The following is a 21,023-nucleotide window of genomic DNA, read 5'->3' on the forward strand; positions in this document are numbered from 1 at the left end:
TCTGTGGATTTCGATTACCGGATATTACGGCATGTTTCTGAATCTATCCCTATTCAAGAATGGCAAGATTTTTTTTAATAGCGTTAATCTTTTCATATTGACGCTTGTGGGTTGCATTATTGGTGCGCATGCCCGATTGTCAGCGATAGATATGTCCGTATTCTGGCCGGTGAATATTATTATTGCCGCTCTGTTCTATCGTTGCCGCTATTTAAATACCATCGGATATTATTTCATCGTTTATGTAGCGATGATTATTCAGGATACTTTTTTTTACGGCTGGGGGGTCAGTGCATTTACCATTAACTCCGCTAATATTATTTTTATTTTCACGCTGACCCAACTGTTAACCCGGTCTGCAGTATATCCCCGGCACGAGCAGGATATCGCCTCGTCGCTTTACACCTTCATCGCCTGCATGCTGGCCGCGTTTTGCTGCGCGGTGGTGGGCTCACTGGCGCAATCGCTGTCGGTGTTTTCACAGGATCAGTGGCGGGAGAACTTTCTCAACTGGTTCAGCGATCAATTCTATACCTCTGTGCTGTTTCTTCCGCTGTTGCTGACGGTGCGCAGCAACATTCGTTTGCGGATTCCAGCATTGAATTTTAATGATATTTTACCCATATTGTTTCTGGCCGCTTCGCTGAGCGTCGGGGCGATGATCGGCCCATTGGCCATTCTGGCGTTCCCGCTTCCGGCGCTGACCTGGTGCGCTATCGTCTATCCGCTGTGGCTTACCCGGCTGATCACCTTGTGTACCGGCACCCTGGAGCTGATCGTTTCTGCCGAACATGTATATGCTATTTACAGCAGCCTGCATGATGAGTTCACCAATCAGGTGGTTATTACCCGAATTAGTATTGCAGCCATTATTTTCAGCCCGCTGTTCATGGCGATGAATGCCAAAACCATACGCTTGTTGAATAAGCGATTATTATTACAAGCCAGCTATGATTTTCTGACTAATACCCTATCTCGCTACGGGTTTAATGAAGCCCTGATGAATTACGGGAAAGAAGAAAGATATCGTAACGCTTCCGTAAATATCATGTTAATTGATATTGATCATTTCAAACATATTAATGACAGTTTTGGTCATGCCTGCGGTGATGAGGTACTCAAACAGGTGGCGGCGGTTATCAAAGACACCATTAATGAACAGGGTCTGGTCAGTCGAACCGGCGGCGAAGAGTTTGCTGTCGTATGCTTCGATTATTCCCCGGATGCTTTTTATTGTCTGGCTGATAAATTGCGTCGACGTATTTACGAAGCCACTTTTACGTTTAATCAAAACTCCGTTCCTGTCGCCATCAGCATTGGTCTTGCTCATGCGTCGTCGCCAAACGGCGATCTGCTGAATACCGTACACCGGCTATGCATCCAGGCGGACAAGAACCTTTACGCCGCCAAGCGGCAGGGCCGTAATCAGACGGTGCAATAAGCGCTTATCCCATCGCCTGCGTCATCAGTCCGTAGCAGCGCATGCCGCCTGCAACAGGTTGCCACGGCACCCCGCGGATCATCATTACCGGCGCGTCGACCTGACGCAGCCCCCGCTCGAACAACCACTCATCCAGGCCGAGCGTCGCATCGCTGTCGATACGAACGAACTCGCCGTGCAACCCAGCCAGTAACGTTGCGATCAGCATGCGGGCATCAGTGCCGTCGCCCGCGATCACCGGCCCGATCGCATAGCCGCGCCCGAAACGGCGCAAGGCGACAAAACCGGCGACACGGCCCTGTCGCTCCAGCACGGTCAACCGCAAAGCCTGCCGCAGCAATTCGTGAATCAGCGCCGGGCGCCACAGGCCGTGCGCCTGCCGATCCAACTCACTCAGCACGGCGGCGTCCGCGTCCACCGCCTGACGCAAACACCAATCCGTCGCGGTGACAGCCGTCCGCACCGGCGGCAAGCACAGGCACTGGTACTGGCGGATTTCCCCAACGGCGGTGAAACCTAACCGAGCATAGAGTTTCTGCCCCGCCGGCGTCGCATGTAACCGAACGTGACATCCTTCCAACCCAGACAACACGCTATCCATCAGTCGGCGTCCTACCCCGCGCCCTTGCCAGCCAGTATCCACCAGCACCAGACCGACGGTGGCCCGCTCCGCCCCCCAGCGCCAGCGCAGCGCGGTGCCCACAGCTCGTCCATCCTGTTCCGCAATCACCCCGTCGCCGAGTTGCAGCGCTTGCTGCCAGTCCTCAAGGCGGTGCGGCCACCCCATCTGTCGGGTGAGCGCCAAGCCGCTTTGGGCATCCGCCAGGGTGATAGTGCGTAATGTCGTCATCATGCAGCTCTCGTTAAACGGTTATCGATGGCCGGGGCCCGCCCGGACAAAGCATTGTACGCGATGAAATGTGACCGGGGTGATATCCGGCAACATTATGTCGATTCGTATTCATACTCTCTCAACCCATTCCGATGGCGAAACCCAGCGACTCCCCGACAATCAAGGAGAACCTGACCCTAGGAGATCGCACTATGCCCATTAACGCGCCAATGCAACGACGTAAAGCCCGGCTCGGCTACCTGCCCGATCTGCCGGATATCCGCGACTATCACTTCGCCCCGGAACCAGACCGCTTGCAATCACTGCCTGCGGCCATCGACCTGATGCCTGACTTCCCGGTTTACGATCAAGGGGAGATGGGCTCCTGTACCGCCAACGCGCTGGCGGGCGCCATCCAATTTGATCGTCGTCGCGCTGGCGAAATACCGGACTTCGTGCCATCGCGGCTCTTTATCTATTACAACGAGCGCACCATTGAAGGCAGCGTGAAATACGATTCCGGCGCCATGCTGCGCGACGGCATCAAAAGCCTGCACAAACAGGGCGTTTGTCCGGAAAGCGAGTGGCCTTATGTGGTGACGCCCGCCGACGGTGAGAGCAATGAATTCCCGCCTGGCGCAGCGGCAGCCACCCGACCGCCGCCCTTGTGTTATCAGGACGCATTGCCGCACGCCATCACCCACTACCAGCGGGTACAACAGGATCTTGCTCACCTACAATGCTGCCTGGCGAGCGGTTTCCCGTTCGTTTTCGGCTTCACCGTATTCGACAGCTGGGTCGATAACCCGTCCCCTCCGACCCTCATTCCGTTACCCACCCACCAAGATAACGCCGTGGGTGGACATGCCGTCCTGTGCGTCGGTTACAGCAACCGCCGTAAACAGTTCCACATCCGTAACTCCTGGGGCAAAGACGTCGGTGAAGAGGGATACTTCTGGATGCCGTATGACTACCTGCTGGATAAGCGTCTCGCCAACGACTTCTGGGTCATTAACGCCGTACAGGGCTGAAATGGCGCATGTCCGCGGACAGCATCGGCGGACATGTGTGGTTCTTTCGGTCAGGCTGTTTCAGATTTGTTCCTCTTTTGTTTATTTTTTGCACTCCAAAGAACCCTTTTTATCTGCCCGAACCGTGCAATGAATAAACACTTTGCTCACAGAACGGCAACCTATCGTTATATAAATGAAAACATAACGACGAATAATTCTACCTACTAAGGGGGGGGAAAGGCCTTTAAAAACTTAAATTTTGATTTCGCGCAAAACCCACAATTTCTGTGTTGTTAGATTTCCCGCAACAAAAAATACACATAAAACACATAGGGAAACCAATGCAAATCAATCGAAGAGGCTTCTTTAAAGTCTGTGCGGGGGGCATGGCCGGTACCACGCTCGCCGTATTAGGGTTTGCGCCCACGGAGGCAATGGCGTCGGTTCGACAGTACAAACTGCTGCGAGCCAAAGAAACACGCAACAACTGCACCTATTGTTCCGTCGGCTGCGGGCTGCTGATGTACAGCCTGGGAGACGGGGCCAAAAACGCCAAACCTGCCATCTTCCACATCGAAGGGGATCCGGATCACCCGGTCAGCAGAGGGTCGCTGTGCCCGAAAGGCGCCGGTCTGGTCGATTACATCCACAGTGAAGGTCGGCTGAAATACCCGGAATACCGTGCCCCTGGCTCGGACAAATGGCAACGCATCAGCTGGGATGATGCCATCGACCGCATCGCGCGGTTGATGAAACAAGACCGCGACGCTAACTTCGAGCGCGTCAATGCCAAAGGCACCGTGGTCAACCGCTGGCTGACCACCGGCATGCTGTGCTCCTCCGCCGCCAGCAACGAAACCGGCATTCTCGATCAAAAATTCACTCGTTCGCTGGGGATGGTCGCCATCGATTGTCAGGCACGCCTGTGTCACGGCCCGACTGTCGCGGCGCTGGCGCCGACCTTCGGCCGCGGCGCCATGACCAACAACTGGGTGGACATTAAAAACGCCAATGTAGTTATCGTGATGGGCGGCAACGCGGCGGAAGCGCATCCAGTCGGCTTCAAGTGGGCGGTGGAAGCCAAAACCCACAACGACGCCAAACTGATCGTGGTCGACCCGCGTTTCAACCGTTCCGCCGCAGTGGCGGATCTCTACGCGCCGATCCGCGCCGGCTCCGACGCCGCGTTCCTGCTGGGCATCGTCAACTATCTGATTACCCACGACAAGATTCACCACGAGTATGTGAAGGCTTACACCAGCGCCAGCCTGATCGTGCGTGACGACTTCAGCTTTGACGAAGGCCTGTTCAGCGGCTACAACCCACAGACCCGTCAATACGACAAGAGCAGCTGGCAGTATGAACGGGGCGCCGACGGCTTCGCTAAACGCGACCAGATGCTGACCCATCCGCGCTGCGTATGGAATCTGCTGAAAAAACACGTCGCCCGCTATACCCCGGAAATGGTGACGTCGCTGTGCGGCACCCCGGCGAAAGCGTATGAAGAGATCTGCCGGTCGCTGGCGGAGACCTGCGTACCGAACAAGACCGCCACCTTCATGTACGCACTGGGCTGGACGCACCATACCAACGGCGCACAGATCATCCGTGCGGCGGCCACTATCCAGCTGCTGTTGGGCAACATCGGCATGGCCGGCGGCGGCGTCAACGCCCTGCGCGGACACTCCAACATTCAAGGCTATACCGACCTCGGTCTGCTCACCGTCAACCTGCCGGGCTATATGCCGCTGCCGTCGGAGAAACAGGGCGACCTGAAAACCTATCTCAGCCAAATCACGCCGGACGCGATGTTGCCGGATCAGGTCAATTACTGGAAAAACACACCGAAGTTCTTCATCAGCATGATGAAAAGCTTCTGGGGCGACAACGCGCAGGCCGCCAATAACTGGGGCTATGATTGGCTGCCGAAGTGGGACCGCAGCTACGACATCATGGTTCAGACCGAGCTGATGATGGACGGCAAGATGAACGGCTACATTGTGCAGGGCTTCAACCCCCTGGCGGCGTTCGCCAACAAGAACAAGGCCACCGCCGCGCTGTCGAAACTGAAATACATGGTGGTGATCGACCCACTCGCCACTGAAACCTCCACCTTCTGGCAGAACCACGGCGAGTTCAACGACGTGAATTCAGCGGACATTCAGACCGAAGTGTTCCGCCTGCCCTCCAGCTGTTTCGCCGAAGAGAACGGTTCCATCGCCAACTCCGGCCGCTGGCTGCAATGGCATTGGGCCGCGGCCGAGCCGCCGGGAGAGGCGCTGCACGACGCCAAAATTCTCGGCCGTCTGATGTCGCGCCTGCGTGAACTGTACCGCGAAGAAGGCGGCGTCTGCCCGGAACCGGTGCTGAACATCAACTGGAACTATCAGGATCCGGAAGACCCAATGCCGGAAGAGATCGCCCGCGAAGCCAACGGCATGGCGCTGGCAGACATCTACGACGACAAAGGGAATCTGGTGCTGAAGAAAGGCCAGCAACTGGCGGATTTCTCACAATTGCGCGACGACGGCACCACCTCCAGCTTCTGCTGGATCTACACCGGTAGCTGGACGGAAGCCGGCAACCAAATGGCCCGACGCGACAACACCGACGTCGGTCTGGGTAGCACGCCGGGCTGGGCCTGGTGCTGGCCGCAGAACCGCCGCATCCTGTATAACCGCGCCTCCGCCGATCTACAGGGCAAACCCTGGGACAGCAAACGCAAGCTGATCGAGTGGAACGGCCAGCAATGGAAAGGCATCGACGTGCCGGACTTTGCCGCCACCGTAGCGCCGGGCAAAGACACTATGCCGTTCATCATGCTGCCGGAAGGCGTGGCGCGCCTGTTCTCACTGGACAAGCTGGCGGATGGCCCGTTCCCGGAACACTACGAACCCATCGAAACACCACTCGATACCAACCCGCTGCACCCGGCGGTGGTATCCAACCCGGCGGCGCGTCTGTTCCCGCGCGATGCCAAAACCATGGGCAAGGCCAGCGATTTCCCCTATGTCGCGACCACCTACTCCATCACCGAGCTGTTCCGCCATTGGACTAAACACGCACGGTTGAACGCCATCGTCCAGCCGGAGCAGTTTGTCGAAATCGGCGAAAACCTGGCGAAAAGCAAGGGCATCCAGGCGGGCGATATGGTGAAAGTGTCCTGCCAGCGCGGCTACATCAAAGCCAAAGCGGTCGTGACCAAGCGCATCAAAACGCTGAACGTGGCGGGTAAAACCATCGAAACCGTCGGCATTCCTTGCCACTGGGGATTTGAGGGCACAACCCGCAAGGGCTTCCTGGCCAATACGCTCACCCCCAGCGTCGGTGACGCTAATGCGCAAACGCCTGAATACAAAGCGTTTCTGGTCAATGTGGAAAAGGTGTAAGGGTAGCCAGTCATGTCAATGCAATCTCAAGATATTATTCAACGTTCGGCCACCAGCAGCCTGACACCGCCCCCGCAGGTGCGGGATGACAAAAGCGAAGTCGCCAAGCTGATCGACGTCACCACCTGTATCGGCTGCAAAGCCTGCCAGACGGCCTGCTCCGAGTGGAACGATATCCGCGACGACGTCAGCCACAACGTCGGGGTGTACGACAACCCCGTCGATCTGAGCGCCAAGTCCTGGACGGTGATGCGCTTCTCCGAAGTGGAAAGTGAAGACAAACTGGAGTGGCTGATCCGCAAGGACGGCTGCATGCACTGCGCCGAGCCGGGCTGCCTGAAGGCCTGCCCGTCTGCGGGCGCCATCATCCAGTACGCCAACGGCATCGTCGATTTTCAGTCCGAGCACTGCATCGGTTGCGGCTACTGCATCGCTGGCTGTCCGTTCAATATTCCGCGCTTAAACAAACAGGATAACCGCGTCTACAAATGCACGCTGTGCGTAGACCGCGTCAGCACCGGCCAGGAGCCGGCCTGCGTGAAAACCTGCCCCACCGGCGCGATTCATTTCGGCACCAAGGAAGAGATGAAGAACGTGGCGCAGGAGCGCATCGCGCAGCTGAAAAAACGCGGCTACCCGCACGCCGGTTTGTACGACCCGCAGGGCGTCGGTGGTACCCACGTCATGTACGTGCTGCATCATGCCGACAAACCGTCGCTGTATCACAACCTGCCGGACAACCCGCAGATTTCGACGCCGGTCAACCTGTGGAAAGGCATCCTCAAGCCGCTCTCGACGTTGGGCTTCGTCGCCACGTTCGCCGGGCTGATGTTCCACTACATCGGTATCGGCCCGAACACGGAAGAGATAGCGCACCCGGATGAAGGGCAACCGCACGAAGGAGAAGATAACCATGAGTAACCCGAAAATGATTGTGCGTACCAAATTCATCGACCGCGTCTGTCACTGGATTGTGGTGATCAGCTTCTTCCTGGTGGCGCTGTCCGGCATCGCGCTGTTTTTCCCGACGCTGCAATGGTTGACGGAAACCTTCGGTACGCCGCAGATGGGGCGCATCATGCACCCGTTCTTCGGCATTCTGATCGTCGTCTGCCTGATACCGATGTTCTTCCGCTTTGTCGGGCACAACATCCCGAAACTGCGCGACCTGCCGTGGTTCCTCAACATCATTGAGGTGCTGAAAGGCAATGAGCATGAGGTGTCGGATGTGGGTAAATACAACCCCGGTCAGAAACTGATGTTCTGGAGCATCATGGGGTTAACTCTGGTGTTGCTGATTACCGGCGTCATCATGTGGCGGCCGTATTTCGCCCATCTGTTCCCGATCGACATGGTGCGCTACGCCATTCTGATCCACGCCACCGCGGCTATCGTGCTGATCCACGCTATTCTGATCCACATGTATATGGCGTTCTGGGTTCGCGGCTCGATTAAGGGGATGATCGAAGGCAAGGTGTCCGAGAAGTGGGCGTTGAAACACCACCCGCGCTGGGCGCGCGACATCATCGAAAAAAACCGTAAGCAGTAATCCCGCCAAAGACGATTCCCGTGGCGACACGGGAATCGTTGTCTTTCACCGCACATTCCGCGAAACACATTGCCCACAGGCAACGATGTCACTGAAAAGCTGCGCCAGGTGGCATCATCCCGGCGGATAAAAACGCGATCACGCTATATCGCCTGCAACCGTTCCAGCGCAAACACCAACGCCGGCAATTCCTGCTGGCTCGGCGGCAACAGCGGCAACGGCGGAAGGCTGTCGATCAGCCCCAGATGATGCGCGGCGGCGTACATCCAGCGCAGGCTGCCCTGTTGGCGGAACAGTTGCCATAACGGTTCGAACGCCGCATTGATACGGGCCGCCTCATGCGCGTTGCCTTCTCGCGCCGCCTGCAACAATTTGCGCGCCTGATGGGGAAACAGCCCCGCCGCCACGCTGTACCAGCTATCGGCGCCCGCCAGCAAGGCATCTGCCGCATACCAGTCACCGCTAAAACCGATGGAAAATCGCGGCGGCAACCGTGAACGCAGCAACGATAAATCGTCCGATACCGCATCGCCGCCCGGTTGTTTGAGCGCCACGATGCTCGGCTCGTCCGCCAGCCGGGCAATCAGATCATGGCTGAAGATAAAGCGGGTGGTAGAAGGGTTGTGATAAATACACAACGGCAGCGGCGTCGCGCGCGCTACCGCGGCAAAATGCCGGAAGACTTCCTCGTCGGTCAGCGGCGTATAGGATACCGGCGCCAACAACAGCCCATTCGCCCCCGCGTCGGCGGCGTCTTGCGCCAGTGTGATGGCCTCATCGGTGCGCAGCGCGCCGATACCGACCACAATCGGCGCGGCCCCTTGCGTCACATCGACGGCGGTTTCCACCGCACGCCGCCGTTCCTCGCGTGAAAGATAAGCATAAATGCCGGTGCTGCCCAGCACGCCAATACTGTCGACGCCAGCATCAACCAATCGGCGCAATAGCATGGCGAACGCATCGGTATCCACCCGGCCTTGTTCATCGGCCGGCGTCAGAGGAAAAGCGGATAATCCATAAAATGACATCATCGAGCAGTATCCTTATGAAGTTTTAGGGTGCGCCACATCACGCACCACCGATGCCATAGCCCAGTCGTGCGAATTATTACGAACCACAGCCAGTATAGGTTCACCCAGCGTCTACTCCGCCGCAGTCTCCCGTCAACATATCAAGAAACCACAAGACACCGAAGGAAACCGCGCGCAAAGTGCGGTATAACACCGCAACCACGCTGCCTCCGCCCTGCCAAGGCAACCCGCCGTCGGTATGCTTACACGCTAACGCGGCAGTAAAAAGGACTCCTGCAACAGATGAAAACCATTCTGGATATTGACGCGCTGAACCGGTGCTACGCCTGCCAACCATTTAGCATAGCCACCTCAGACAACGCCGCACATCTGAACGGGCAGATAAACACGCCTCCGGCATCCGTTTCCCGCCCCCCGCTGGTGATTCTGTACCCCGGCTCAGGGCTGCACGATCGCCATGCGCTGCTTGGCGAAAGCAATACCGCAAGCGACTACCTGTTTCATACGCTGGCGCACTATTTTCTCGAGGCGGGGTTTGCCGTCATGCGCGCGGACTGTCGCGGCGTCGGCGGCAATCACCGTTCGGCGGAGCTTGACCGACCGGAATACCGCTACAACCGCCAGCAGGCATTTCACCAGCGGTTTGTCGATACGCCGGCACGCCTGAGCGTCACGCCGCAGACCCAATATGAAGATGCTGCCGCGCTCTATCGCTTCGCCGCCGCGCTGGACACGGTGGATACCGACAATATTCTGCTGCTGGGGCATTCAGAAGGCGCCGTCAATATCGGCCGGATGCTTGACCGCTATCAGCTGTCGCCGCGAGGAGTCCTGCTGATGTCGCCGCCGTTGACGCCGTTGCGAGACACCATGCGCTGGCAAATGGCGGAGCGCTGTACGCAGTGGCTGAACGACATCCCGCACAACGGCGAGACCATCACGCTGGAGGAACTTAAAAACGGCTTCGGGCACAGCCCGCTGTCGTCACTGTATCCGATCAGTACCTGGCTCCCCTACCACGGTGCCTGGACACAGGACGACTTGCAGCAGGCCAGAGCGCAAAGCCTGGCGGCGTTCGAGCAAGAGGCTGACCGACTGGCGACATTGCCGGATGATATGCCCTGGCCCAACGCGCATGCCGTTCACGCCTCGCATGCCTGGTGGAAACAATTTTTTGCGCACGGCGCGCCGATCGTCAGCCATTTTCTCGGCTACGCCGGCCCGGTGAGCTGCTTTTTCGGCGACGTCGATACCCAACTAGACTACCGCGCCCAACTGGCCATACTGCAGCAGTACCGATCTGCCTTACCAAACTGGACCACCCAGGTTTACCAGGGGCTGGGGCACTCGCTGGGCATCCATGGCCTGCTCGGCCCCATCAGCGATAATGCGGCGCATCAGTTGGTCACGGCGGCGCGGGACATGCTGGCTGTTTGAGCACGCGATCGGTTTCCCTATCGCTCGCGTTTATAGCATGCCCGGCAATTGCCATGCGGTATTTTCGGAACCCTCAATAATTCGGAGCCGTCAATCTCTTCACATCTTTACCGTCCGATGTCCGGCGATGACACAAAAAAACATAAAATGACCGATTACGGCGCTATGCTTATTCACGGCCAGACTTCCCTATTCACCATGCTGGAGGCTCCATGCAGGATCAGACTCGGCAGCATTATTCCGCGCAAACCGGACGTTTCTTCAATACGCAACCCGCCTCGGCGCCGCGCCTGTCGTTCTGGCAAAGCCTATCGCTGATCTACCGGTTGGGATTTCGCACCGCAGGCCGTATTCCCGCATCGCGACTGCCGGACATCACACCGGACATGGCCGCTTTTCTGACGCCGGATACGCACCTGAAGTTCATCTGGTTCGGGCATTCGAGCCTGCTGTTGAATCTGGATGACACCCGCATTCTGATCGACCCGGTGTTCTCCGCCAGCGTGTCGCCGTTCAGCTTTATGTTTCGTCGTTTCCAACCGCCGGCACTGGCGCTGGAAGCACTGCCGCCGATCGACATCATCCTGCTGTCGCATGACCACTACGACCATCTGGATGAACGCACTATTCGCTTTTTCCGCCACACCGCAACTCGCTTTATTGCGCCGTTGAAAGTCGGCCAGCATTTGCGTAAATGGGGCATTGAGGCAAACCGTATCCGGGAGCTGGACTGGTACCATTCGCTGCACGACGGCGATATCACCTTCACCGCCACACCGTCGCACCACTTTTCCGGCCGCAGCCTGAGCGGGCGCAACCAAACGCTGTGGGCCTCCTGGGTGATTCAGGGCAAAACCGAACGGATTTTTTTCAGTGGCGATTCCGGCTATGGCAGCCATTTTCGGGAGATCGGTGAACGCTTCGGGCCGTTTGATTTAGCCTTTATGGAGAACGGCCAATACAACGCACGCTGGCCGGATTCCCACATGCACCCGGAGCAAACAGTGCAGGCGGCGTTGGATGTGCAGGCCCGGCGCTTCATGCCGATTCATTGGGGGATGTTCACCCTCTCGTTCCATCCGTGGGACGAGCCGGTGCGTACCAGCAGCCAACTGGCGCGAGAGCGGCAATTACCGATCATCATGCCGATGCTGGGGGAAATCGTCACGCTGGGGACATCCACAACCACGCCGATGTGGTGGGAGAAAAACATTGATGCCCTGCCGTCACAGCCTATCGCCAGAAACGCGGTACAGGATGCGGAATAACTGAGAGTGGGGATGAAGAACAGCAAACGAGTATCGCCGATTTCACTCCCTCAACCAAACCGGGATTAGTCACCATCCCACACCCGAAGAAGGATTTACCGATAGGCACGGTAAAAAGCATCAGGAAACAGGCAGGGATATGATCCCTGCTTACTCAAAGAGGCTGAATTATGTTTTATCCCATTGCAATTGAAGCCGGCGACGATACTCATGCCTACGGCGTGACAGTGCCGGATCTGCCGGGCTGTTTCTCCGCAGGTGATACGCTTGATGAAGCCATCGCCAATGCCAAAGACGCGATCACCGGCCATATCGAGCTGCTGATCGAGATGGGCCAGGATATTCCTGCGGTGTCATCCGTCGGAACGCTGGCGAAAACACCGGAGTACACCGGTTACACTTGGGCTGTTGTTGATATCGATATAACCCGGCTGATGGGGGGAGCGGAAAAAATCAACGTCACGTTGCCTAAGTCGCTAATTGACCGTATAGACCGTTGCGTAGCGAGTAACCCGGAATTTAAAAGCCGCTCAGGATTTCTTGCCCAGGCAGCGCTAGAGCGAATTTCATCCATGCGCTAACCGTCTCTAAAACCTGCTTCGGCAGGTTTTTGTCTCACATCCGCTGCATAGGCCGTTCCTAACATGCGGGTGGTGCCGGCGCCTTTGTCGAACATTGGCATACCCGACTGAACAACAGGCGCACGCTTCCTCATCATAGGTCTCCATCGTCAGCACGCCACCGGCGCGTCTTCCCATGGTTTCTCACGCCCGAACGGAATACACAGCGGCGTGTGGAAAAACGGGTCGGGAATGATCCGACAGTCCAGATTGAATACCGTTTTCACCAGTGCTTCGTCCAGAATCTCGGCCGGCGCGCCCTGCGCGAACGCGGTACGGTTATGCACCGCCACCATATGGTCGGCGTAACGGCAGGCCAGATTGAGGTCGTGCAGCACCATGATGATGGTTTTGCCGTGCTGACGATTCAACTCACGCAGCAAATCCAGCACCTCGATCTGGTGCGCCAGATCGAGGAAGGTGGTGGGTTCATCCAGCAACACCACCTCGGTGTCCTGCGCCAGCGTCATGGCGATCCACACCCGCTGGCGCTGGCCGCCGGACAACGCATCCACCGGTCGGTTCGCCAGTCCGTCGGTGCCGGTTTGTATCAGCGCCAGGTTCACCATCCGCTCGTCTTCCTGTGACCACTGCTGTAGCCAGTTCTGGTAGGGATAGCGTCCCAGGCTAACCAACTGCTTCACGGTAATGCCTTCCGGCGCGTCCGGCATCTGCGGCAAAATCGCCAGTGCACGCGCCACCTCGGCGGTGGACTGGCGGTGGATATCCGCGCCGTTGAGGATGACCGAGCCACTCAGTGGTTTAAGCAACCGGGCGAAGGATTTGAGCAACGTACTTTTGCCGCAGCCGTTGCTGCCAATCAGCACCGATACCTTGCCCTTCGGCAACTGAATATCCAGATTGTCGATAATGGTCTGGCTGGCATAGCCGAGGGTCAGTTCCCGGCTGGTAATGGCGGTCATCATCCGTTTCCTCAATGACGTTGTTTGATCAATAAATACAGAAAGAACGGCGCGCCCAGCGCCGAAACGAAAATCCCGGCGGGCAAATCCAGCGGCAAAAACAGCGTTCGCCCGCACAAGTCCGCCACCATCACCAGCGCGGCGCCGCAAACAAACGCCATCGCCGCCTGTCCGGCAAACCCCGGCGCCACCAGCCGTTTGGCGATGTGCGGCGCGATCAGTCCGACGAACGCCATCGCGCCGCCCCAGGCAATCGCCGTGCCTGCCAGCGCCACACTGAGCAACAGCAGCGCCAGACGCAGCCCCTGCACCCGCACGCCGATGCCTTGCGCCAGCCCATCATCCAGTTGCTGCACCTGTACCTGACGAGCCAGCCACACCAGCCAGGGCGCAATCAGCAACAGCCAGCCGCCCAGCTCACGGGTTTCGCGCCAGCTGGCGCCGTAGACGCTGCCAGTCAGCCAGACGTAAGCCGACAGCGTGGTGGTCAGCGGGCTGAACACCAGCATGAAGGTGGTGGCGGCCACCAGCAACGCCGATACACCGACGCCAGTCAGCACCAGCCGCTGCGGCGATACGCCGGATTGCCATGCCAATAGATACACCGCCAGCGCTGCCGTCGCCGCGCCAATCATCGCCGCCAGCGGCAGGTAGTGCGCTCCCAACGTGCCGGTGAGAAACGACAGGTAGAACACCGCCGCCGCGCTGGCACCACTGGTAATGCCCAAAATATCCGGCGAGGCCAGCGGGTTACGGATCATCGCCTGTAAAATCAACCCGGACACCGCCAGCGCGCCGCCCACCAGCGCCGCCAGCACCACTCGCGGCAACCGCAACTGCTGGACGATCAATGTTGCGCCTTCTGACGGCGACGACCACAGCGCCCGCACCACCTCCCACGGCGACAACATCAGCTTGCCAACGCCAAGCGATACCACCATCACGGCCAGCACCAGCAACAACGCCAATAGCACACGGCCAACGGTGGTCAGATTGATCTGGCGGGAAAAACGCCCCTGCCGCCACACCAGCACGGGCTCTATGCTCCCACGCTTATCCATGCCGACCTCCGCGTCGCAGCAGCACAATAAAGAACGGCGCGCCGAACAGCGCCGTCATCACACCAACCGGCACCTCCTGCGGCACAATCACCACCCGCGCCAGAATATCCGCCAGCAATAGCAACGCGGCCCCCAGCAGCGCACAGCCCGGCAGCAGCCAGCGGTGGTCGGCGGGCAACAGCTTCCGCGCCATGTGCGGCACTATCAAGCCGATAAAACCAATGCTGCCGGCCATGGCTACCGCACCACCGGCCAGCACAATCACCAGCAGACTCATCAGCAGCCGGATGCGCCCGGTACGCTGTCCCAGCCCACGCGCGATGGCTTCCCCGGCGTTCAGTACGTTGACCTGTCCCGACAACAGCAGCGCGCCGATCAGCGCCGCCAAACAGTAGCCCATCAGCGGCAGCACCGTCGCCAATTCGCGATCGGCCACCGAACCCGCCAACCAGAACAGTACCGTATCCAGCCCTTCCTGATTCACTACCAGCATCGCCTGACTGAACGCGGCGAACATGGCGGTGATGGCCGCGCCCGCCAGCACCATGCGCAACGGGTTCAGGCTGCCTTTACCCATGGTGCCGATCAACCACACCAGGCACCCAGCCGCCGCCGCGCCGGCAAATGCCGACCACAACCACACCGACATCGCCACCTTGGGAAACAGCGACACACAGGCAATCAGCAAAAACATCGCCCCGGCGTTGATGCCGAACAGCCCCGGCGAGGCCAGCGGGTTACGGGTCAGCACCTGCATCAATGCACCCGCCACCGCCAAACTCCCCCCCACCACGACGGCGATCAGCGTGCGCGACCAGCGAGTAGACGTCACCAGAATATGGCTGACATTGAGCGGATCCGGGTGCCACAACGCACCCAGCACCTGCGACGGCGCAATCCACATCGGCCCGACCATCAGACTGAGGGCGGCCAACGCCAGCAGGCACACGCCGCCGCCCGCCAGCACCTGACCGGGTGTTACCCGCCTCCCGGCCGGTATCACGGTATGACTCATGACGCGCCCCCGGCGATACCGGTGACGCGAGCGATGTCGTCCAGCATCATGTTGGCGCCCTGAATGCCGCCGGAAAGGCTCCAGGTGACGCCATTCACCACCCACACCTGATTACGCCGCGGGGCGCGCAACTGCTGCCACAGCGGGTGACGAATCAGCGATTCATAGTTGCGTTGCACCGACGGGCTCTCGGATCGCAGGAAAATGAAAAAGATGTCGGCATCCACCACGGGGATGCTCTCTTTACTGGTCAATTTGAGCGAGACGCCCGGCTGAGCGCGGCTGGCGTCGCTCCAGCCAAACCCCAGTTCGCTCAGCACCGAGCCGGGAAAACTGCCGGCCAAATAGCTGCGGATATGGTCTTCGCGAATATCCAGTATCGACACGGTCGGCGGCCAGTCGCCGCCGAATTTGCGTTGCAACTGCCCACGCAGCCCGCTCACCCGCTGTTGCCAGTCCTGCAACAACCGTTCGGCTACCGCCTGACGCCCCAACGCCTGCCCCATCACCTGTACCGTTGTTTTGAACTGATAGATTTCATCCAGCATCACCACTGGCGCAATCTGCGACAACAGCGGCTCTAGCCGCTGATGGCGAAAGCGCGACGCGACGATGGCGTCGGGCCTCAGTAACACGATGTCTTCCAGACTGGGCTGGGTTTCCAACCCCACATGCGGTACCCCGACCAGCGCCTGACGCAGGTAGCGATACATGGGCTTCTCACTCCATGAGTCCACCACCCCGGCGGGGGTGACGCCCAACGCCACCGCGGTATCCGTAGCCCCCTGAAACAGCGTGATCACCCGTTGCGGCATCAATAACGACTGGGCCAGCGCAGGCCGGCCCAGTCCCAGTGGCAACAGGCTTAACGACCACCGCAGCAACCTGCGGCGCGAAAGCGAATACATCCTCACGTTATCCATATTCCATCGTGTTTACTCTCCACCGACGCCCTTCTGACAGCATGCTTTGCGGTCTATCGGCATACCGTCGCCAGAGGGAAATGCATCAAAAATCAACGCTGTACCCTAATGTCACGGTTCTACCCCGGCCGGAGAAATAGCGCAGAGAGTTCACAATCGCACTTTGCGAGTAATACGTGATGTATTCCTTATCCAGCAGATTAGAGACCGCCAGATTGATTCTGCCTTTGGGTAAACGATAACCGACGGCAGCATCCACCAGCAGATAGCCGTTAAAATCCTGCTGACGGTTATCCATAATGCGATCAAAGGCATAGTTTGCCTGAATGAAGGTGGACCACTGCGGCGTCCAGGTGGCGGACCAACTGGCGGTCAGACGATCGGGCGGAATATTCAGGCCATCCAGCTTGCCGTCCAGGCTGCCGTCGCCGTCGCTGTCATACCAGCCTTGAATGTGTGAATAGCCAAATTTCAGCCGGTGATCGTCATTCACTTTGTAACCGAGCGACGTTTCGATACCGTCAATACGGGTTTTCTGACGCTCGCTCTGGAAGGTGCCGCTCACATCCACCACGCGCTCACCCAGCTTGGATGTCGAGCGGTAGTAGCTCAGCTCAAACTCCACCGGGTCTTTCTGGATCCGAAAGCCGGTTTCAACGTTGTCAGTCACAATCGGTTCCAGCGGCAGCATGCTGACCGATTGACCGGCGGTTTTAATGCCGCGCAATGTACGGCCCACGTCCGGAATACCGAAGCCCTGCGAATAATTGGCGAACAAACTCAACGGTTGGTAAGGCGTTGTCCACACCGCGCCGACGTTGTACAGCGTCTTGTTGAAACTCAGGCGCCCGCCCTGGACATCCACGCTGTTATTGGGCGCACGCGCGGTGCTGGCCGCCACCGTGCGAAAGCTGTCGATATCCAGACGCGCATACTCGTAACGCACCCCAGTGGTGATTTTCAGCGAATCGATCGGCTGGATATCAAACTGCATAAACGGCGACAGATCGGTGTATTCCATCTGCGGCGCATACAGGCGTTTGGTCAGCCAGAAATCCTGTTTACCGGTATCGAACAGGGTATCGAACCCAACCGTCGCTTTCAGGTAATCGTCCCAGATGTCGTCTTTCGTCAACGCCACTTTGCTACCGTACCGCTTAGACGTCACCCGCGACTGGTCATACAATCGCCCGATCGGGGCGATACTTATATCCTGAAAAGACGATGAATTGTCCGCGCCGAACAGTGATTCATAGTTTTGGTAATACACCAGCGAGTTCAAATTCATGCCCGCCAGATTGTAGTTGTCATAGGTGGCGCTGGTAGTCCAGACGCTGTTCATCGGCGCATCGCCGACCGGACGCCCGGATACCGAGGTCGTTGCGATGCCGTTATTCCGGTCGCCGGTGACACCTACATAGTTCATCTTGCCCTTGATCTGATAGCGGTTAAGGCTGAACTGTATCCGCTGGTCGTTATCCAGCCAGTAGCCGACCTTCGCCATCACATCATAAGCACGCGAATCCATCAGATCGCCCTGGGTGTTATCCACCCCGATAGGGCGATCTTTTCCATCCAGGAATAACCCCTGATCTTCATAACTGACTGAAAACAGGTAATCCAGATACTCTTCACGGCCACTGAACCCGTAGGTGGTTTTGTAACTCATGGCATCCGAACTGACTTTTGTCGGCGAGGTGGTTTCCACACTGAAGTGCTGGTTGAACGAGCCTGGCTCCGGGCGGCGGGTAATAATATTAATCACCCCGCCGGTCGCGCCGATGCCGTTGCTGGCGCTGGCGCCGTGAATCACTTCAATGTGATCCACCATGGCGAAATCGATGGTGTGCATTTCACGCCCGGTGGGGCGCAGCGGGTTGGATTGCGGAATGCCATCCACCAAAATCAACGGCGCGCGGCCGCGGAAGGTCTCGCCGCTGCCGCTCATTTTCTGACGGCTTGGCGCCATTGACGGCAATAGGTTGCTTAATATCTGGGAAGAATCACTGGTGATTTGTCGCTGCTGTTCGATCTGTTCTTTAGTAATAATCGTCACGACCTGAGGTGAATCTTTTTTCTCGGTATCCGTTCGGGATGCCGTCACCACCATTTCGTTGTCACTCCTGTTTACGGTGTCTGCCGCATACACCGATGTCACTAAAAACAGCGGCGTCAACGCCTGCCATGCCTTAACCTTCATTCATTCAACCTCGTTGTTTTATTTCCCAGAGCACTCAGGGTGTTCATCCATATCGTATTAATAATCAAAGCATTAAAATCAAATTCACTCGGAATAACCGGGCCAGAACGCAGTATATGCTGATGTTCACATTCTCCTTCGTTACAGGAAAAAGCCCCCACCGAGCACGTATCACGCCAGCGCCTTGTTAACACCCATAGTGATAATGACAATAATTATCATTACTAATGATAACATTCAATGTCTATTTCATGACGGGACGATAGCGAATTCATTGCGATTGATAACGATTTGATGACCAAACGTGAACACTGCGAGGGGGCATATGACTGAGGCCGGGCAAAGAGAACGGGAAAATCGTCCTTACAGGTCGTCAACAGGCGGGTGCCGACGAATATTCTCCGGCGGCACCCGTGTCAGGCATAAACAGAAACACTGTTCAGGGGAGCATGGCGGCAATAGCATGATGCCCCGCTATCGGCGAATGCCTCAACAAAGATGAACGGCTCAACGTGGCGATGATGGTGATTCAAACAACGGCACCGGTTTGCCGGTGATATAGCGTTGGCGCAGGCGGGCGGAGAGCACATCCATCGCCATCACCACCCCCACCAGAATCAGGGTGATGAACATCACCACATCCCAATTCCACAATCGCATGTTTTCGGCATAGACCAGGCCGACGCCGCCCGCGCCGACAAACCCCAACACCGCCGCCGAACGCACGTTCGATTCCATCTGGTACAGGCTAAGTGCCAGAAACGCCGGGAACGATTGGGTGAAAATGCCGAAACGGTGCTTCTGCAAGCTGTTGGCGCCGACCGCACCCAACCCGCGACTGGGCGCGCGCTCCACCGCCTCGTGCCCTTCGGCGTACAGCTTGCCGAGCAGGCCGGTATCCTGCATCAGGATCGCCAGCGCACCGGACAACGGCCCCATGCCCACCGCCCGCACGAAAATCAGCCCCCAGATCGCCATATCGATGCCGCGTAGCACATCCAGCAGCCGTCGCACCAGCAACGCCACCGGGCGCTGCCACGGTTCGTGCATCACATTACGCGCCGCCAGAAACGACAGCGGCAGCGCGACGAACGTCGCCGTCAGCGTCCCGGCGAAGACGATGGCGATGGTGATAAATACCTGCGACAGGTAGTAGCCGAACGGCCAGTCGAGGAAATCGTGCCAGACGAACATCCGCAGAAAATAGCGGCCCAGTTCGCCCACGCCGTGCCCCCACTGCGTCAGCGTGATGCCGAACGTCGACAAAAACCACAGGTAGTAGACAACCATCGCCAACGCCATCATGCCAATGCGCCACAGATAGCGCCGCTGCATGGAAAACAGTTCAACGTGTTGCTTGCGCAGCACCGCCGTATCATTACCCGCAGAGAACATAGGCCTCATGGTCATTTTTTTCCCTCGACGATTCGCTGCCGAATCCGGCCGGATAGCGCATCCAGCACCGAGACCACCACGATAATCAGCAGTATAGTCATGCTGACCTGATCGTAACGATCCAGTTTAATGTTAGTCATCAGCTCCTGGCCGATGCCGCCGGCGCCCACCAATCCGAGGATGGTGGATTGACGAAAATTGATTTCCAGCCGCATAAAGCTGTAGGACAGAAACGCCGGTTTCACCTGCGGCCACTGGCCGAAACGCATCCGCTGCATCACGCCGGCGCCGCAGGCGGCCAGGCCGCGCACCGGTTTGTCGGAGGTGCTTTCAATCGCTTCATAAAACAACTTGGTCAGGCTGCCGATGGTATGCAGCGTCAGCGCCAGAAATCCGGGAATGACGCCGATGCCGAACGCCATCACAAACATCACCGCCCAGGCCAGTTCCGGCATGGTGCGCAAGAATGCCACCAGTGCGCGCAAACTGATCTGCACCCCTTGCGGAACCTGAGTATTCCCGGCAGCCAGAAACGCCAGCACCATCGATACGCCGACGGAGACCAGTGTCGACGCCAGCGCCAGGTTAAGCGTCTCCCAAATCAACGGTAACTGAATATTCAGGCGATACCCCCAGTACGCCAGCGATCCTTCGGTATGCCCGTCGGCGAACAACAATTGCCAGTGCAGGATCGGCAAGGTTTCCGCCAGATAATCCAAGAAATGCGGAAACGAACTCCACAGCGTATAGACATTAAATTCGGACAGCTTACCCGCGCCGAGATACAACAGCGCCAGCGTCAAAGACCAGAGCAGCGTGTCGCGTTTCTGACGGGTGCGAATTTGCTGGTAATAGTGCTCAAAATCGGGATTGTGCATAAGCGGGCCGTGTGAGTGGGGGCGGGAAAAGCGCTTCCCTTGCGTTTC

The 21,023-nt window shown here is 57.9% G+C and carries 17 protein-coding genes and 1 pseudogene; 9 read left to right on the plus strand and 9 right to left on the minus strand.

Annotated features, from left to right (window positions below; all coding sequences use genetic code 11):
• Window positions 1-151: 151 nt before the first annotated feature.
• The gene (locus HEP82_RS11650) at window positions 152-1,441 is read left to right on the plus strand and encodes a GGDEF domain-containing protein (RefSeq protein WP_225622441.1); all 1,290 of its coding nucleotides are present in this window, start codon (window positions 152-154) and stop codon (window positions 1,439-1,441) included.
• A gap of 4 nt (window positions 1,442-1,445) precedes the next feature.
• On the opposite strand, the gene HEP82_RS11655 is transcribed toward HEP82_RS11650, so the two are convergent.
• The gene (locus tag HEP82_RS11655; RefSeq protein WP_192458236.1) at window positions 1,446-2,294 is read right to left on the minus strand and encodes a GNAT family N-acetyltransferase; all 849 of its coding nucleotides are present in this window, start codon (window positions 2,292-2,294) and stop codon (window positions 1,446-1,448) included.
• A gap of 191 nt (window positions 2,295-2,485) precedes the next feature.
• Between HEP82_RS11655 and HEP82_RS11660 the strand changes: the two genes are divergently transcribed.
• From HEP82_RS11660 to fdnI, 4 genes are all read left to right on the plus strand, one after another.
• Entirely contained in the window at window positions 2,486-3,304 is an 819-nt protein-coding gene (locus HEP82_RS11660; protein WP_192458237.1) for a C1 family peptidase, read from the plus strand.
• 323 nt (window positions 3,305-3,627) lie between these two features.
• Complete coding sequence (fdnG, locus tag HEP82_RS11665) at window positions 3,628-6,675, plus strand: formate dehydrogenase-N subunit alpha (RefSeq protein WP_192458238.1); 3,048 nt, start codon at window positions 3,628-3,630, stop codon at window positions 6,673-6,675.
• A gap of 12 nt (window positions 6,676-6,687) precedes the next feature.
• Window positions 6,688-7,596 carry a formate dehydrogenase subunit beta gene (gene fdxH / locus HEP82_RS11670; protein WP_192458239.1) on the plus strand — a complete coding sequence of 303 codons (909 nt, stop codon included), beginning with the start codon at window positions 6,688-6,690 and terminating at the stop codon, window positions 7,594-7,596.
• Window positions 7,589-8,224, plus strand: coding sequence for a formate dehydrogenase-N subunit gamma (gene fdnI, locus HEP82_RS11675; RefSeq protein ID WP_192458240.1), 636 nt, complete (start codon window positions 7,589-7,591; stop codon window positions 8,222-8,224). Before fdxH ends, fdnI begins: the two co-directional genes overlap by 8 nt.
• A gap of 143 nt (window positions 8,225-8,367) precedes the next feature.
• Here the strand turns inward: fdnI and HEP82_RS11680 are convergent, their stop codons facing one another.
• The gene (locus tag HEP82_RS11680) at window positions 8,368-9,255 is read right to left on the minus strand and encodes a dihydrodipicolinate synthase family protein (RefSeq protein WP_192458241.1); all 888 of its coding nucleotides are present in this window, start codon (window positions 9,253-9,255) and stop codon (window positions 8,368-8,370) included.
• Between the two features lie 282 nt (window positions 9,256-9,537).
• Here HEP82_RS11680 and HEP82_RS11685 point away from each other — a divergent pair, with 282 nt between their 5' ends.
• The 4 genes and pseudogenes from HEP82_RS11685 (at window position 9,538) to HEP82_RS11700 (ending at window position 12,541) form a co-directional block, all read left to right on the plus strand.
• A complete protein-coding gene (locus HEP82_RS11685) occupies window positions 9,538-10,692 on the plus strand; it encodes an alpha/beta fold hydrolase (protein WP_192458242.1) in 1,155 nt (384 codons plus the stop codon).
• A 212-nt stretch (window positions 10,693-10,904) separates the two neighbouring features.
• A complete protein-coding gene (locus tag HEP82_RS11690) occupies window positions 10,905-11,960 on the plus strand; it encodes an MBL fold metallo-hydrolase (protein WP_192458243.1) in 1,056 nt (351 codons plus the stop codon).
• A gap of 41 nt (window positions 11,961-12,001) precedes the next feature.
• Window positions 12,002-12,103 (plus strand): annotated as a pseudogene (locus HEP82_RS11695) (type II toxin-antitoxin system HicA family toxin); the annotation flags it as partial.
• Window positions 12,104-12,130: 27 nt separating this feature from the next.
• A complete protein-coding gene (locus HEP82_RS11700) occupies window positions 12,131-12,541 on the plus strand; it encodes a type II toxin-antitoxin system HicB family antitoxin (protein WP_192458244.1) in 411 nt (136 codons plus the stop codon).
• A 149-nt stretch (window positions 12,542-12,690) separates the two neighbouring features.
• Here the strand turns inward: HEP82_RS11700 and HEP82_RS11705 are convergent, their stop codons facing one another.
• From HEP82_RS11705 to phnE (HEP82_RS11735), 7 genes are all read right to left on the minus strand, one after another.
• Window positions 12,691-13,503 (minus strand): ABC transporter ATP-binding protein, encoded by an 813-nt coding sequence (locus HEP82_RS11705; protein WP_192458293.1) that lies wholly within the window; start codon window positions 13,501-13,503, stop codon window positions 12,691-12,693.
• An 11-nt stretch (window positions 13,504-13,514) separates the two neighbouring features.
• Complete coding sequence (locus HEP82_RS11710; protein WP_192458245.1) at window positions 13,515-14,564, minus strand: FecCD family ABC transporter permease; 1,050 nt, start codon at window positions 14,562-14,564, stop codon at window positions 13,515-13,517.
• Complete coding sequence (locus tag HEP82_RS11715; protein WP_192458246.1) at window positions 14,557-15,579, minus strand: FecCD family ABC transporter permease; 1,023 nt, start codon at window positions 15,577-15,579, stop codon at window positions 14,557-14,559. Before HEP82_RS11715 ends, HEP82_RS11710 begins: the two co-directional genes overlap by 8 nt.
• Window positions 15,576-16,487 (minus strand): iron-siderophore ABC transporter substrate-binding protein, encoded by a 912-nt coding sequence (locus tag HEP82_RS11720; protein WP_225622442.1) that lies wholly within the window; start codon window positions 16,485-16,487, stop codon window positions 15,576-15,578. Before HEP82_RS11720 ends, HEP82_RS11715 begins: the two co-directional genes overlap by 4 nt.
• Before the next feature lie 100 nt (window positions 16,488-16,587).
• Window positions 16,588-18,702: a TonB-dependent receptor gene (locus HEP82_RS11725; RefSeq protein WP_192458248.1), complete on the minus strand. Its 2,115-nt coding sequence runs from the start codon at window positions 18,700-18,702 to the stop codon at window positions 16,588-16,590.
• A 507-nt stretch (window positions 18,703-19,209) separates the two neighbouring features.
• Window positions 19,210-20,097: a phosphonate ABC transporter, permease protein PhnE gene (phnE, locus tag HEP82_RS11730; RefSeq protein WP_192458294.1), complete on the minus strand. Its 888-nt coding sequence runs from the start codon at window positions 20,095-20,097 to the stop codon at window positions 19,210-19,212.
• An 11-nt stretch (window positions 20,098-20,108) separates the two neighbouring features.
• Window positions 20,109-20,975 (minus strand): phosphonate ABC transporter, permease protein PhnE, encoded by an 867-nt coding sequence (phnE, locus tag HEP82_RS11735; RefSeq protein ID WP_192458249.1) that lies wholly within the window; start codon window positions 20,973-20,975, stop codon window positions 20,109-20,111.
• Between the last annotated feature and the right edge of the window lie 48 nt (window positions 20,976-21,023).

This window comes from Musicola keenii, from assembly GCF_014855505.1.
Classification (GTDB): Bacteria; Pseudomonadota; Gammaproteobacteria; order Enterobacterales; family Enterobacteriaceae; genus Musicola; species Musicola paradisiaca.

Excerpts from the sequence above, each read along its gene's own strand:
- HEP82_RS11720 (WP_225622442.1), bottom strand. The coding sequence starts at position 16,487 with ATGTATTCGCTTTCGCGCCGCAGGTTGCTGCGGTGGTCGTTAAGCCTG.
- HEP82_RS11715 (WP_192458246.1), bottom strand. The coding sequence starts at position 15,579 with ATGAGTCATACCGTGATACCGGCCGGGAGGCGGGTAACACCCGGTCAG.
- phnE (WP_192458294.1), bottom strand. The coding sequence starts at position 20,097 with ATGTTCTCTGCGGGTAATGATACGGCGGTGCTGCGCAAGCAACACGTT.
- HEP82_RS11655 (WP_192458236.1), bottom strand. The coding sequence starts at position 2,294 with ATGATGACGACATTACGCACTATCACCCTGGCGGATGCCCAAAGCGGC.
- fdnI (WP_192458240.1), top strand. The coding sequence starts at position 7,589 with ATGAGTAACCCGAAAATGATTGTGCGTACCAAATTCATCGACCGCGTC.
- fdxH (WP_192458239.1), top strand. The coding sequence starts at position 6,688 with ATGTCAATGCAATCTCAAGATATTATTCAACGTTCGGCCACCAGCAGC.
- phnE (WP_192458249.1), bottom strand. The coding sequence starts at position 20,975 with ATGCACAATCCCGATTTTGAGCACTATTACCAGCAAATTCGCACCCGT.
- HEP82_RS11685 (WP_192458242.1), top strand. The coding sequence starts at position 9,538 with ATGAAAACCATTCTGGATATTGACGCGCTGAACCGGTGCTACGCCTGC.
- HEP82_RS11705 (WP_192458293.1), bottom strand. The coding sequence starts at position 13,503 with ATGACCGCCATTACCAGCCGGGAACTGACCCTCGGCTATGCCAGCCAG.
- HEP82_RS11680 (WP_192458241.1), bottom strand. The coding sequence starts at position 9,255 with ATGATGTCATTTTATGGATTATCCGCTTTTCCTCTGACGCCGGCCGAT.
- HEP82_RS11725 (WP_192458248.1), bottom strand. The coding sequence starts at position 18,702 with ATGAAGGTTAAGGCATGGCAGGCGTTGACGCCGCTGTTTTTAGTGACA.
- HEP82_RS11710 (WP_192458245.1), bottom strand. The coding sequence starts at position 14,564 with ATGGATAAGCGTGGGAGCATAGAGCCCGTGCTGGTGTGGCGGCAGGGG.
- HEP82_RS11690 (WP_192458243.1), top strand. The coding sequence starts at position 10,905 with ATGCAGGATCAGACTCGGCAGCATTATTCCGCGCAAACCGGACGTTTC.
- HEP82_RS11650 (WP_225622441.1), top strand. The coding sequence starts at position 152 with ATGTCCGTATTCTGGCCGGTGAATATTATTATTGCCGCTCTGTTCTAT.
- HEP82_RS11660 (WP_192458237.1), top strand. The coding sequence starts at position 2,486 with ATGCCCATTAACGCGCCAATGCAACGACGTAAAGCCCGGCTCGGCTAC.
- HEP82_RS11700 (WP_192458244.1), top strand. The coding sequence starts at position 12,131 with ATGTTTTATCCCATTGCAATTGAAGCCGGCGACGATACTCATGCCTAC.
- fdnG (WP_192458238.1), top strand. The coding sequence starts at position 3,628 with ATGCAAATCAATCGAAGAGGCTTCTTTAAAGTCTGTGCGGGGGGCATG.